The 13,757-nt window shown below is 62.9% G+C and carries 14 protein-coding genes; 4 read left to right on the forward strand and 10 right to left on the reverse strand.

What is annotated here, in order from left to right; all coding sequences use genetic code 11:
- Positions 1-30: 30 nt before the first annotated feature.
- Positions 31-945, forward strand: coding sequence for an acyltransferase (locus C2U40_RS22005; protein WP_029302342.1), 915 nt, complete (start codon positions 31-33; stop codon positions 943-945).
- Positions 939-1,895: an acyltransferase gene (locus C2U40_RS22010; protein WP_045525913.1), complete on the forward strand. Its 957-nt coding sequence runs from the start codon at positions 939-941 to the stop codon at positions 1,893-1,895. The genes C2U40_RS22005 and C2U40_RS22010 overlap by 7 nt, the downstream gene beginning before the upstream one ends.
- On the opposite strand, the gene C2U40_RS22015 is transcribed toward C2U40_RS22010, so the two are convergent.
- Both C2U40_RS22015 and C2U40_RS22020 read right to left on the reverse strand, forming a co-directional pair.
- Entirely contained in the window at positions 1,841-2,323 is a 483-nt protein-coding gene (locus C2U40_RS22015) for a DUF523 domain-containing protein (protein WP_103827660.1), read from the reverse strand. The two genes, C2U40_RS22010 and C2U40_RS22015, sit on opposite strands and share 55 nt — an antisense overlap.
- Positions 2,320-2,970 carry an NUDIX hydrolase gene (locus C2U40_RS22020; RefSeq protein WP_011707866.1) on the reverse strand — a complete coding sequence of 217 codons (651 nt, stop codon included), beginning with the start codon at positions 2,968-2,970 and terminating at the stop codon, positions 2,320-2,322. The genes C2U40_RS22015 and C2U40_RS22020 overlap by 4 nt, the downstream gene beginning before the upstream one ends.
- A 75-nt stretch (positions 2,971-3,045) precedes the next feature.
- Here C2U40_RS22020 and C2U40_RS22025 point away from each other — a divergent pair, with 75 nt between their 5' ends.
- Both C2U40_RS22025 and pncB read left to right on the forward strand, forming a co-directional pair.
- Entirely contained in the window at positions 3,046-3,681 is a 636-nt protein-coding gene (locus C2U40_RS22025) for a nicotinamidase (RefSeq protein WP_103827661.1), read from the forward strand.
- Between the two features lie 101 nt (positions 3,682-3,782).
- Positions 3,783-4,961: a nicotinate phosphoribosyltransferase gene (gene pncB / locus C2U40_RS22030; protein ID WP_103827662.1), complete on the forward strand. Its 1,179-nt coding sequence runs from the start codon at positions 3,783-3,785 to the stop codon at positions 4,959-4,961.
- Positions 4,962-5,036: 75 nt separating this feature from the next.
- Here pncB and C2U40_RS22035 read toward each other — a convergent pair whose 3' ends face one another.
- From C2U40_RS22035 to pyrE, 8 genes are all read right to left on the reverse strand, one after another.
- Complete coding sequence (locus tag C2U40_RS22035) at positions 5,037-5,645, reverse strand: thiol:disulfide interchange protein DsbA/DsbL (protein ID WP_011707872.1); 609 nt, start codon at positions 5,643-5,645, stop codon at positions 5,037-5,039.
- Between the two features lie 137 nt (positions 5,646-5,782).
- Positions 5,783-6,772: a serine/threonine protein kinase gene (locus tag C2U40_RS22040; protein WP_103827663.1), complete on the reverse strand. Its 990-nt coding sequence runs from the start codon at positions 6,770-6,772 to the stop codon at positions 5,783-5,785.
- Positions 6,773-6,860: 88 nt separating this feature from the next.
- A complete protein-coding gene (ccoG, locus tag C2U40_RS22045) occupies positions 6,861-8,309 on the reverse strand; it encodes a cytochrome c oxidase accessory protein CcoG (protein ID WP_016352365.1) in 1,449 nt (482 codons plus the stop codon).
- Positions 8,310-8,508: 199 nt separating this feature from the next.
- Entirely contained in the window at positions 8,509-8,772 is a 264-nt protein-coding gene (locus C2U40_RS22050; protein WP_005306857.1) for a YihD family protein, read from the reverse strand.
- Positions 8,773-8,802: 30 nt separating this feature from the next.
- Positions 8,803-9,954 (reverse strand): GGDEF domain-containing protein, encoded by a 1,152-nt coding sequence (locus tag C2U40_RS22055; protein WP_181014788.1) that lies wholly within the window; start codon positions 9,952-9,954, stop codon positions 8,803-8,805.
- A gap of 126 nt (positions 9,955-10,080) precedes the next feature.
- Positions 10,081-10,470: a Cu(I)-responsive transcriptional regulator gene (gene cueR, locus C2U40_RS22060; RefSeq protein ID WP_010635698.1), complete on the reverse strand. Its 390-nt coding sequence runs from the start codon at positions 10,468-10,470 to the stop codon at positions 10,081-10,083.
- 10 nt (positions 10,471-10,480) lie between these two features.
- Positions 10,481-12,913, reverse strand: coding sequence for a heavy metal translocating P-type ATPase (locus tag C2U40_RS22065; protein WP_103827664.1), 2,433 nt, complete (start codon positions 12,911-12,913; stop codon positions 10,481-10,483).
- A gap of 181 nt (positions 12,914-13,094) precedes the next feature.
- Positions 13,095-13,748 carry an orotate phosphoribosyltransferase gene (gene pyrE, locus C2U40_RS22070; protein WP_010676102.1) on the reverse strand — a complete coding sequence of 218 codons (654 nt, stop codon included), beginning with the start codon at positions 13,746-13,748 and terminating at the stop codon, positions 13,095-13,097.
- Positions 13,749-13,757 lie beyond the last annotated feature (9 nt).

A 13,757-nucleotide genomic window follows, 5' to 3' on the forward strand; every position in this document is an offset into this window, starting at 1 on the left:
CCCTTATCGACAGCAAGACGGACCCGACCCATGCCCAACAAGCTGATTGAGCGACTGCGCGGCAGCCTCTCGACCCTGCTCTATTTTCTCAACACCCTGTTCTGGTTTATCCCCATCCTCACGCTGGGCCTGCTCAAGCTGTTGCTGCCCCTCAAGGGCTGGCGCACCCTCTGCAACGCGCTGCTGGATGGCAGTGCCGGCTGCTGGATCGGTTTCAACAACCTGATCCAGAAAACCATCATCAGAACCCCTTTCGATGTGGTCGGAGTGGACAAAGGGCGCCGGAATGAGTGGTATATGGTGATTGCCAACCATCAATCCTGGGTCGACATACTGGTACTGCAGCGGATTTTTAATCAAAAAATCCCCTTCCTGAAGTTTTTCCTCAAGAAAGAACTGATTTGGGTACCTTTTCTCGGCCTGGCCTGGTGGGCGCTGGATTTCCCCTTCATGCGGCGATATTCGCGCAAGTTGCTGGAAAAGAAGCCACATCTGAAGGGAAAAGACATAGAGACCACACGCCAGGCCTGTGCCAAGTTCCGCCACATTCCAGTGAGCGTGATGAACTTCGTGGAGGGCACCCGCTTCACCGCCCGCAAACACGACAAACAGGCAGCACCCTATCGCCACCTGCTGCACCCGCGGGCTGGCGGCATCGCCTTCACCCTGGCGGCCATGGGGGATCAGCTGCACAAGCTGGTGGATGTGACCATCGCCTATCCGGACGGCATCCCCAGTTACTGGGACTTCATGTGCGGTCGGGTCAAGGAGATCAAGGTTCGAGTCCGTTTTTTGCCGATCGAACGCAATCTGGTGGGGGATTACTTCAATGACCCCGAGTTCCAACAAGAGTTTCAACAGTGGCTGAACGGGATCTGGCACGAGAAAGACCAGACCCTGGATCAGCTGCTGGCGGACAAGACGCCCTCAACGACGCCATGCTAACCCTGCTCCCGGGTCCGCTGGTGCTGCTCATCAGCGCCGGCCTGACCATACTGTTTACCGCCCTGTGCGCCAGCCTCATCCTGCTGGTGTCACTGGCCAAGCTGCTGCTGCCGATCCCGGCCTTTGGCCGTGCCTGCAGTCGCCTCAACAACCGTTTCATGCGCCTGTGGCTGGCCTGCAACGCCCTGGTGATCCGCCTCACCACCCGCATCGACTGGCAGGTGGAGGACGACACCCGGCTGCGCAAGGATGGCTGGTACCTGATCGTCAGCAACCACATGAGCTGGACCGATATCGTGGTGCTGGGTCATCTGTTTCGCGACCGGCTGCCGGTGCCCAAGTTCTTCATGAAGCACGAGCTGATCTATATCCCGCTGCTGGGGCTGGCCTGCTGGGGGCTCGACATGCCCTTTATGCGTCGCTACTCACGGGAGTTTTTGCTGAGGAACCCGCACCTGCGGGGCAAGGACATCGAGACCACCCGCAACGCCTGCGAGAAGTTTCGCCACATCCCCACCACCGTAATCAACTTCGTAGAGGGGACCCGCTTCACCGAGGCGAAGCGCGACGCCTCCCGCTCCCGTTACCAGCACCTGATGTCGCCCAAGGCGGCAGGGCTGGCCTTCACCCTGGCGGCCATGGGAGAGCAGTTCGACAGCCTGATCAACGTCACCATCAGCTACCCGGACAACCCCGAAACCCCCTTCAAGGATTTCCTGATGGGGCGGATGAAGCGCATTCGGGTACGGATCGAGGAGCTGCCGGTGGACGAGCAGCTGGTGGGGGATTACTTCAACGACAAGCAGTTCAAACGCGGCTTCCAGCAGTGGCTGAACCAGCGCTGGCAGGAGAAGGACACCGTGCTGGCGCAGTGGCAGGCAGCCGATGCGGCGGCTCAGGCCGAGCCGCAGGCAGCCAAGGCGAGCGCCGAGGCCAGCTCGGGCAGCTGATCCTCGCTGAACACCCGGATGCCGTGGCGGCGCAACAGGGCCGTGGTCATGCCCTCGCCCGCCACAGAGACACCCTCGAAGCGGCCGTTGTAGATGCGGCCGCTGCCGCAGGAGGGGCTCCCCTCCTTCAGCAGGGCGAAGCGAATGCCCTGAGCCTGGCAGAGTTGCAGCGCCAGCCGGGCGCCGTGATCGAACTCTGCCGTCACATCCAGTCCACTCGCGGTCACCACCCGCTCGCCCTGCCGTTCGGCAGGAGGACGCGGGGTCGGCAGGCCGCCCGCCACCTCGGGGCAAAACGCCAGCGCTCGCCCTTCAGCCCCCAGCTCGCTCAGCCAGTCGCTGACGATCCCCTTGCTCTGGCCGTCGTAGCGCACAGGCTGGCCCAGCAAACACGCGCTGACCAGCACACGAACAGGGGATGCGCTCATGCCTCCGCTCCGTTCATCACCTGATCGAACATCACGCAGCAGGGGCTCTCCATCCGGTAGAGAATGGCGGGGCGCTGCTTGCCGGTACGCTTGCGGCCGGTATCCAGCAGGATGCCGGCGCGGTGGATCCGCTTGCGAAAGGCCGCCGTGTTCATCGGCGTCTGCAGGATGATTTCGAAAGCCCGTTGCACCTCGGAGAGGGTGAACTCGGCCCCCAGCAGTTGCAACGGCAAGGTGCTGTAGCGGCTCTTGATCCGCAGTCGTTCCAGCCCCCGGGCAATCAGCTGAGTGTGGTCGAAGGCGAGGCTGAGCCCCGGCAGATCACAGAGCGGGTGCCAGCAGCCGTGCACGGCTTCGACCTCGGAGTCCACCAGGCAGAGATAGACCAGGGTGGTGGACCAGCCACGGGGATCCCGCTCCAGATTGCCGAGGGTGCAGACCTGCTCGCTGTAGCAGTGGCCCAGCCCCCACTCGGTCAGCAGGCGATGGCGAGCCGCGTCCAGATCCCGATCCCGGGTCTCGTCGATGCGCAGCGCCGGCAGTTGCCAGCAGTGGGCAAAGGGCGGGCGATCGCGAGTCTCAAGCAGCAGCTCGAGCCGCTCCTCGTTCAACCGCAGCACCACCATATCCAGACTCATTCTCAACATGCCGATCGCCCTGCTCGCCTTCGATTAATGTTTGGTAGATAATATCACACGAATAGTATGTGCAGGAGCCACTCAATGGGAACCGTCGCCAGCCTGGATATTGATGCGCAGAAGGGCTTTACCCCCCTCTGCCCGAACGAACTGCCCGTCGCGGGCGGGGATGATATTGTGGCTGCGCTCAACGCTCAGGCCACCCTCGCCAGCCTGCGGATCGGCAGCAAGGATTCGCATCCCGCCAACGCCGCCTGGGTCGTCAGCGATCCCGCCGGCATGTTGCTGCCGCTGGACTTGCCCAACGCCGACCTCACCTGGCCGGTGCACTGCGTGCCGGGTACCCGCGGCTTCGAACTGCTCGACGGCCTGCCAGCCCCGGTCGATTACGACTTCTTCGTCTGGAAGGGAGTCGAGCCGGATCTGCACCCCTACGGCACCTGCTTCCACGATCTGGCCGAGCGCCGCAGCACCGGACTCATCGAGTTTCTGCACGCCCGCGGCGTCACTACCGTACTGGCCGGCGGCCTTGCTACCGACTACTGCGTCAAGACCAGCGTGCTGCAGCTGCGCCGCGCCGGTTTCCGGGTGATCGTCCATCTCGATGCCTGTCGTGGCATCGCCCCCGAGACGGTTGCCAGCGCCCACACCCAGATGATCGAGGCCGGCGCCGAACTCGCCCAGAGCCTGATCGATGTACAACGCCTGCTGGACGCCTGATATGCCCCTCATTCTCATCAGCCTGCCCGATACCGGCGTCTGCAATCTACAAAAGCGGCAGGGGAGCGCTCTTGCGTTCACCCGCCTGCGGGGAGTCTGATATGCCACCCATACTCAACAGCCTGCTCGATACCGATGCTTACAAGCTGCACATGCAGCAGGCGGTGTTCCATCGCTATCCGGATGCCGAGGTGGTGGCCGAGTTTCACAGCCGCAACGAAGAGGATCTGCTGCCCATGATGGGCCAGATCGAGGAGCAGCTGCACCTTGCCGGCTCGCTGCGGCTGACCAGGCCCGAGCTCAACTTCCTGGCCGAGCGCCCCTTCTTCACCGCCGATTACCTCGACCACCTGCGCCGCAAGCCGCTGGATGCCTCCCTGCTCAAGGTGTTCGAGCAGGATGGTCGCATCAACGTGCGGGTCGAGGGCCCCTGGCAGGACGTGATCCTGTGGGAGATCCCGGTGCTCGCCATCATCAGCGAGATGCGCAACCGCTTCCGTTACCCCCAGTTCGGCGTCAGTCAGGCGCTGGAGCGGCTAGATCAGAAGATCGACAAGCTGGAGCGGGAGCTGAGCCGGGAGGAGATGGACGAGTTCAACCTTATCGACTTCGGCACCCGGCGCCGCTTCTCCCTCGCGGTGCAGGATGCGGTGGTGGGTCGCCTCAAGGAGCGGCTGCCGGCGTTTCGCGGCACCAGCAACTACCTGCTGGCCCAGAAATACGGCCTGCCGGCGGTGGGTACCCAGGCCCACGAGTGGTTCCAGGCTCACCAGCAGCTCGGCTTCCCGCTCGAGCACAGCCAGCGGGCCGCCCTCACCAGCTGGCTTGATGAATTCACCAATCACCTCGGCATCGCGCTCACCGACTGCATCACCATGGATGCCTTCCTGCGCGACTTTGACTTCGAGCTGGCCAGCCGCTATCAGGGACTGCGCCACGACTCCGGCGATCCCGTGGTGTGGGGCGAGAAGGCCATCAGCCACTATCAGCGGCTCGGCATCGACCCCACCGAGAAGACGCTGGTGTTCTCCGATGGCCTCAACCTCGACAAGGCGGTCGAGTTGTTCCGCCACTTCCGCGGTCGCATCAACACCAGCTTCGGCATCGGCACCAAGCTCACCTGCGATCTGCCCGGCGTGAGCCCGATGAACATCGTGTTCAAGCTGATGGAGTGCAACGGCGGCCCGGTCGCCAAGATCTCCGACAGCCCCGGCAAGACCCTGTGCCGGGATGCGGACTTCATCCGCAATCTCAAGCAGGCGTTCCACGTCGGGGTCTGACTTGTGCCAATCCGATGGCAAACAAAAAGCCCGCCAGTTTGCACCGGCGGGCTTTTTTCATCGGGTCTGGCGGGATCAGTCTTTCTTGGCCAGCAGGAATTTCACCAGCTGGTTGAACTGTTCCTGGGAAGTAATGGATTCGATCTTCACCATGTACTTGCCGTTGACCAGGAAGGCCGGCACACCGCGGATGTTGTAGCTCTCGGTGTTGCGGTCAAACTGGGAGACCATGCCGGAGACGGCGAAGCTGTCGACGGCACCGTCGAACTCCTCGGCCGGCACGCCGTTGTCCACGAAGATCTGCTTCACGTCGGCACGGCTCTGCGGGTACTGACGCTGGGTGTGGATCTTGTCGAAGATGGCCGGGGTCAGCTTGCCTTCAACATTCAGCAGGCTGGCAACGGCGTAGGCACGCTGCATCTCCGGACCCATCTCGCGGCCCAGGAAGGCCACCGGGTTTTTCTTCATCGGCACGCCTTCCGGCAAGTTCTTCTTCAGATCCTCGGCAATCGGCTCGAACTTGGCGCAGTGGGGGCAGTAGTAGGAGAAGAACTCCAGCACTTCCGGTTGGGCGCTACCGGTCTGTTTGACCACATCGTAGTTGACGCCTTCCTTGAATTCGGGGGCGGCGTGAACCATGGGGATCATCAGCATGGCAGCAAGGAAAAATAGTACTTTTTTCATGACGTTTCCTGTTAAGGGATCACTGTGAGGCACGCCCGGCGAACCGAAGCAGTGCCAAGCCTATTGCGTCACCACTGCGCAGTCAATGGTCAAGCTGGGTGCGCGAGTCCCGTCTGCCGCCCGCTCTCTTTCCCTCATCACCAGCCAGGCGTCAGCGTCAGGGGCGGTGCCTTGAGCGCTTCCAGCTGGTCGTGCAAGGTTGCGATCTGCTGGCGCCAGTAGTGATCGGTGTTGAACCAGGGGAAGTGGCGCGGGAAGGCAGGGTCTTCCCAGCGCCGGGCCAGCCAGGCCATGTAGTGAACGATGCGCATGGCCCGCAACGGCTCGATCAGCGTCAGCTCGCGCGGGTCGAACTCCATGAACTCCTCATAGCCCGCCAGCAGAGTATCGAGCTGGATCAACTGCTCGTGCCGCTCGCCGCTCAGCATCATCCAGAGATCCTGGATGGCGGGGCCGCTGCGACAGTCATCGAGATCGACGAACATCGGGCCGTCGCGCCAGAGGATGTTGCCCGGGTGGCAGTCGCCATGCAGGGAGATCTGGGCCACGTCCAGGGTCATGGCGTCACTGACATGCTTGTTCAGCTCGTCCAGTACCCCGAAGAAGGACTTGGCCAGCCCGCTCGGCAGCCACTCGCCGGACGCCAGCAGCTGACGCGGTTCGTGCAGCATGCTCTCCACATCGAGCCGGACCCTGTGATGGAAGGGGCGGCTGGCACCTATCTGGTGGATGCGGCCGAGATAGCGCCCCACCCACTCCAGCTGGTCGAGGTTGTCCACCTCGAACTGGCGGCCCCCCACGCTCTGCCAGATGGCGAAGGGGTAGCCCTGATGCTCCAGCAGGGTCTCGCCGGCAAAGGCGATGGGGGCGGCAACCGGGATCTCCGCCTCATTGAGGCGGGCGGCGAAGTCGTGCTCTTCGAGGATCTGGGCCCGGCTCCAGCGACCGGGACGGTAGAACTTCACCACGTAGCGGCGACGATCTTCATCCTGAAACTGGTAGACCCGGTTTTCGTAGCTGTTGAGTTCGATGAGACCGGAGTCGATACGCAGACCGCTGAGGTCCAGCGCATCCATGATGAGATCGGGATTGAGGTCGGAATAGTTGAAACGCATGTCATCCACCATGAGAAAGGGGCGCCGTTGCGCCCCATTCTATCACTACTGCTTATCATTGCCGCGCCCGATGACCGGCTAAAACCGGCCATGACGGCGGTCACAGCCGGCTGATGAACTTGCTTGGCTGGCGCAGGATCCCCTTGCTGTCGTCTGCGGCCGCCCCTTCGCGTTTGAGCACGAAGCGGATGTCCAGGGTCGGCTTCTTCAGATTGAAGGGGTCGACCGCCACGCTCACCGGCAGGGTGAAGATTTCCCCTGCTTTGAGAGTCACCTCGCGCGGGCCGAACCATTCGTGCTCCGGCAGCCCCTCCACATCCAGCTGATAGGTCTGGGGATGCAGGGTCTTGTTGAGGATCTTGAGGGTGTAGGTGTTCTCGATGAGCCCCTCGCTGTTCTCGCGGAACAGCTGGTTGCGATCCCGCAGGATATCGAGCCCCATCGGCATGATGGACATGGCGTTGTAGACGAACACCCCCAGCATCACCGCCATCACCAGGCCGTAACCAATCAGCTTGGGCCGCGCCACGTGGGTGGAGTCGTTGGCCAGCTTGTGCTCGGTGGTGTAGCTGATGAGCCCCTTCGGATAACCCATCCGCTCCATGGTCTGATCGCAGGCATCGACGCAGGCACCACAGTTGATGCACTCGTACTGCAGGCCGTCGCGGATGTCGATGCCGGTCGGGCAGACCTGCACGCAGAGGTCGCAGTCGATGCAGTCCCCCAGCCCCAGCGCCTTGGGGTCGGCCTTGCGGGCACGGGCGCCACGGGTTTCACCGCGCTTGGCGTCATAGCCGACGATGAAGGTGTCCTTGTCGAACATGGCGGACTGGAAGCGAGCATACGGGCACATGTGAATGCACATGATGGCGCGCATCCAGCCGGCGTTGCCGTAGGTACAGGCGGCGAACAGCACCACCCAGAAGATGACCCAGCCACTGGCCTGCAGGGTGAAGAAGTCCGGCACCAGCTGGAACACGTCCTGGAAGTAGGCGACGAAGGTGAGGCCGGTACCCAGCGACAGCAGGATCCAGGCCAGGTGCTTGGCCCCCTTGCGGGCCAGCTTCTCGGCGTTCCAGGGCGAGGCATCCAGCTTGCGGCGCTTGTTGGCCGCCCCTTCCAGCTTCTCTTCGAACCAGATGAACATGAAGGTCCACACCGTCTGCGGGCAGAGATAGCCACACCAGACCCGACCGAGGAAGGTGGTCACGAAGAAGAGCCCGAAGGCGGCAATCATGAAGATCCAGGCCAGCAGGGTCAGGTCCTGCGGCCAGATGGTGGCACCGAAGATGTGGAACTGCTGGTGACCGATGTCGAACAGCACGGCCTGGCGACCGTCATAGCGCAACCAGGGAATGGCGACGAAGAGCACCACGAAGAACCAGCCCATGGCCTTGCGCACCCGCTGCCAGTAGCCGGTCTGGGCCCTCACGTAGATGCGGTTGCCGGGATTGAACCTGTCATCGCTCGCTTTGAAGGTATTGGGGTTGTATGTCCCCGTTACATCGCCGGTGACATCCTTGATATCGATCTTGTCCTGGTCGGCCATTGCAACACTTCGCTCCACTCATTAATTGTTATGGAGCGGATTATATCTTAAACAGCCTGCTAATTGTGTGGGTAAAATGTATCTAATGTTCGAGTGGCGTCGCAATTTCAAGCAACAAAAAAGACGTATCGCCAGTTGACGAAACGCCTTTTTGAGAGATTCTTTTGAACACCAATAAAGGCTCCAGCTGGAGCAATCTTTACTTGATGCCGCGGGCCTTGAGCAGGGCTTCCTTGAAGTCGGGCACGTGATCCTTGGCTAGGCCGGGGATCATCGCCTGCTTGTCGGATTCCCGCATCTTGAGGTGATAGATCAGCATGTCGTCGGTCAGCTCGGACAGAGGACCTTCAAATCCCGCTTCCTCGGCCAGTTTGGCAACAAACTGCACCAGGCTGAGATCCTGTTCCTTGATCCAGGCAGGCTGCAACAACTCCAGCAGCTCTTCGATACGATGACATTGCATAGACGACCTCTTTAATCTGTCTTGTGAAACTCAGGCAACCTTACCCATCAAGGCTACTTCGATACGATCCCGCCCATTATGCTTGGCCTGGTAGAGGGCCGCATCCGCTTTTTGGATCAGCTCGCTGATGGAGAGGCTCTGATCCGGTACCAGGGTCGCCACCCCGAAGCTGCAACTGACCCGGCCGGAAACCAGGGATTTCTGATGGGGAATGCTCAAATCCTTCAGCGCCACCCGCACGTTCTCGGCGATCTGCAGCGCCCCCTGCATGCTGGTACAGGGCAGCAGCAGAGCAAACTCCTCCCCGCCGTAGCGGGCGGCGAGATCGTCCTCGCGCCGCTGTACTTCGGCCAGCAGACCCGCCACCTGCTGCAGGCACTCGTCCCCCAGCTGATGGCCGTACAGGTCGTTGAATTGCTTGAAGTAGTCCACATCCACCAGCACCAGCGACAGCGGCGCCCGGGCCCGGTGACAGCGACGCCAGGCGCGCTCGAGGCAGTAGTCGAGGTGGGCCCGGTTGGCGATGCCGGTCAGCCCGTCCAAGCGGGAGGTGAGCTTGAGGTGCTCGGAGACTGCCTTCAGCTCGGCCACCAGATCGGCGTTGGAGAAACGGTGGTAAAGCGAGGCCACCTGATCCCGCCGCAGGCGGCGCAGCAGGGTCGGCAGGAAGACGAACAGGTAGCCCGCCAGCATGCAGGAGACGATCCGCTCCTGCTCGTTGCCCGCCCCCAGCTCGAACAGCATGGCCAGCCCGAGCGGCAAGACGGCGCCGTAAAGCGAGCGGCGGCTGCCGAACAGCATGATGGCGCTGCCGGTGAGAATCAGGCTGGAGAGCATCATCATGGCGGCACGATAGGTGTCGGGCAGCTTGTCCATGTAGAGCAGCACGCCCAGCGCCCAGATGATGGAGGTGATGGTCACCCCGATGAAGAGCTCACGCTCCAGCACCGGCAGCGGGATCTGCGCCAGCCTGGGCTGGCGCCAGCGCAGGTGCCAGCCTCGGCAGATCAGCAGCAACACTCCGGTCAGCCAGCCGAGCGCTTCGGCGGCGGGCAGGTAGTCGTGGAACAGCAGGCTCCAGCCAAGCGCCAGCAGACCCAGGCAAGGCAGGCTGAATGAGGCGTGGGTATAGAGCTGGGCCATGATGGCCTGCTTCACCTGGCGTGTCACACTCTGGGTCAACTGCGTACTCCCTGTACAAGAGCCGCACAGTCTACCACTACCCCTTCGGAGCCAACAATAAAACGTCCGTTATTAAGCGGTTAGTCAGTCGATGATGCCAGGCCCCGGCCTGCCGGCAGAGACGGCTCAGCCGCGCTCCAGCTCGTCGAGGATCGGGCACTCGGGGTTTTCATCCCCGTGGCAGCAGCCGACCAGCCCCTCGAGGGAGCTGAGCATGGCCTGCAAGCCGGCGATGCGGGCGCGCAGATCGACGATCTTCTCCTGCGCCAGCTTCTTCACCTGGGCGCTGGTTCTGTGCTCGTCCCGGTAGAGCGCCAGCAGCTCCTGGCACTCCTCCAGGTTGAAGCCGGTCTCCCGTGCCCGCTTGACGAAGCGCAGCTCGCGCAGCGCCCCCTCGGTGTAACTGCGGTAGCCGTTGTCGCTGCGCACCGGCGCCGAGATGAGGCCGATGCTCTCGTAGTAGCGAATGGTCTTGGCGGTCAGTCCCGTCGCCTTGGCTACCTTGCTGATGTTCATGGATGACTCCTTAACGGTTCGATTCTGTGCTGAGATTGTGGCTGACCTGGGCAAGTGCCCGCGGCTGCCAACGCTTCAATAACAGGGAATTGCTCAATACTGTGATGCTGCTCAGGGCCATGGCCGCCCCCGCCAGCTCGGGGCTGAGGTAACCCAGCGCCGCCAGCGGAATGCCGATGATATTGAACACGAAGGCCCAGAACAGGTTCTGCTGGATGGTGCGCCAGGTCGCCGCCGAGATGTCGATGGCATCGGCCACCAGCCGCGGGTCAGACCGCATCAGGGTGATGGAGGCGGTCTCCATCGCCACGTCGGAGCCGGAGCCCATGGCGATGCCCACATCTGCCGCCGCCAGTGCCGGGGCATCGTTCACACCGTCCCCCACCATGGCCACCAGCCCGCTGGTTTGCGCCCGCAGCGCCTCCACTTTCTCCACCTTGCCGGCCGGCAGCACGGAATCGAAGGCCCCGTCCAGCCCCAGCTTGGCGGCAATATGGGCTACCGGTGCCGGCGCATCACCGCTCACCAGCCAGCTGGCGATACCGCGCTGGCGCAGGGTGGCGATGGCATCCGGGCTCTCGGGGCGCAGGGTATCGGCCAGTGCGGCTATGCCGGCCACCACGCCGTCGATGGCCACCCAGACCCGGGTCGCGCCATCGGCAGCTTGTTCGTTCTGTTGCGGCTGATCAATGCCGAGCTGAGCCAGCAGGGATCCATTACCGATGGCGACCGAGTGACCCGCCACCTGACCGAGGATACCGGCACCGACCCGCACCTCGACCGCTTCCGGCTGAGGCAATGTCGCACCGTTGCCGACCGCCTCGCGCATGGCCAGCGCCAGCGGGTGTTCACTCGCCTGCTGCAGGGCGGCGGCGAGGCGCAGTTGCTCGTCGTTGCCGCTCCAGCTGGCCAGCACTGGCCGGCCCTGGGTCAGGGTGCCGGTCTTGTCGAAGATCAGCGCCTTGATGGCGTGGGCCTTCTGCAGGGTATCGACATCCTTGATCAGAATGCCGTGGCGCGCCGCCACCCCGGTACCGGTGACAATGGCCGCCGGCGTCGCCAGCCCCAGCGCACAGGGACAGGCGATCACCAGCACCGCCACCGCCGCCAGCAGCGCCTGACCAAAGTCGTTGCTGATGGCGTACCACACCAGCAGGGTGAACAGGGCGATGGCCATCACCACCGGCACGAACACGGCGGAGACCTTGTCCACCAGCTGCTGCAGCGGCGCCTTGCCCATCTGGGCGTTTTCCACCAGTCCGATGATCTTGCTGAGGCTGGAGTCCTCCCCCACCGTGGTGGCTTCGATCTCCAGCACGCCGGAGCGGTTGATGGCACCGCCCAGCACCTTGTCACCTTCGCCACGGGGTACCGGCAGGCTCTCGCCGGTGAGGATCGACTCATCCAGCTCGCTCTCGCCGCTCACGATTCTGCCGTCCACCGGCACCCGCTCACCCACCAGCACCCGCAGCCGATCGCCGCGCAGCACCTCGTCGATGGCGACGCTCTGCCAGCTCTCGCCACGCCAGACGGTGGCGGTTTCCGGCCGCAGCGCCATCAGTTCGCGAATAGCGGACTGGGTGCTGCGTCTGGCCCGCGCTTCCAGCAACTTGCCGAGGGAGATCAGGGTGATGATGATGGCGCTTGCCTCGAAATAGAGCTGCCCGCTGGCGGCCATCCCCAGGTTGAGCAGCAGATAGAGGCTGTAGAAGTAGGCCGCACTGGTACCGGTCGCCACCAACACATCCATATTGGCGGAGCGGTTCTTGATAGAGAGCCAGGCACCGCGATAGAAGCGGGCCCCGATCCAGAACTGCACCGGGGTGGCGAGCACCAGCTCCAGCCAGGCGGGCAGATGCCAGGGCAGCAGACCGGCCATGGCCAGCATCCCCGCCAGCAGTGGCAGGGTGAGCAGGGCCGAGACGATGACCCGGGTTTGCGCCTGACGGGCGCTGGCGGCCTCCTGCGCTTCCCGATCCAGCAACTGCTGGCGGCGGCTGCTGGCCGAGCCCTGCGCCAGCTGGGCGCCAAAGCCGAGCGCCTCGATCTGCTCGCGCAGGGCGGCGGGCGTCTGCATCCCGGGTACCAGCACGATACGGGCCTGCTCGATGGAGAAGTTGACGTCGGCGGAGATGACGCCGGGCAGCGCAGCCAGCATCTTGTTCAGGCGGGCCGAGCAACCGGCACAGGTCATGCCGGTGATTTGAAACAATATGGTCTCGCTGCCGTAGTCGTAACCCTGCGCCTTGATGCTTTCCAGCACCGCCGGCAAACGGTCGGGGCTGGCCAGGTCGATGGCGGCCTGCTCCAGTGCGAAGTTGACGGTGGCCTCGACCCCTTCCAGCTTGTTGAGGGCGGTCGTGATGCGGCCGGCGCAGTTGGCGCAGCTCATGCCGCTGAGCGGCAACTGCAGATGAATGGGTGATTGAAGATGAGTGGTCATGTTGTTCCTCCCCGGAACCAGTCGGCCAGAATGAGCACCGACCAACAAACCCTAACCTTTACTGTAAGGGTAAGCTCAAGCCACATGATCCACTTTTTGCAGATGAAAAAAAACGGCGCCCGTTTGCTGCCAGAGAGCCAACGGGCGCCGCCTTCAACGATTGCGCGGTGTGAACTGCGACTCAGATACCGTACTGGGCGCGGTAAGCCTTCATGGCGGCCAGTTGCGCCGCCAGCTCCGGCTGCTCGGCCTGCTTCTCTTCCAGATACTGGATCAGATCGCTCATCTGGATGATGGCGATGATGTGGGCGCCGTAGTCACGCTCCACTTCCTGAATGGCGGAGAGCTCGCCCTTGCCCTTCTCCTGACGGTCCAGCGCGATCAGCACGCCAGCCAGCGAGGCGCCGTTGGCCTGGATCAGATCCATGGACTCGCGGATGGCGGTACCGGCAGTGATGACGTCGTCCACCAGCATGATGCGCCCCTTGAGCGGGCTGCCCACCAGATTGCCGCCCTCGCCGTGATCCTTGGCCTCCTTGCGGTTGAAACACCAGGGCACATCCACGTCGTGCTGCTCCACCAGCTGTACCGCGGTGGCGGACGCGATGGGGATCCCCTTGTAGGCCGGGCCAAACAACACATCAAACTCGATGCCGGCATCCATCAGCGCGGCGGCATAGAAACGGCCGAGACGGGCCAGATCGCGGCCGCTGTTGAACAGGCCGGCGTTGAAGAAGTAGGGGCTTTTACGACCGGATTTCAGGGTAAACTCACCGAATTTGAGGACCTGTTTCTCCAGGGCGAACTCGATAAATTGACGCTGGTAGGCTTTCATTCTGGCTCC

This window comes from Aeromonas sp. ASNIH4 (assembly GCF_002934425.1).
Lineage (GTDB): Bacteria > Pseudomonadota > Gammaproteobacteria > Enterobacterales > Aeromonadaceae > Aeromonas > Aeromonas hydrophila.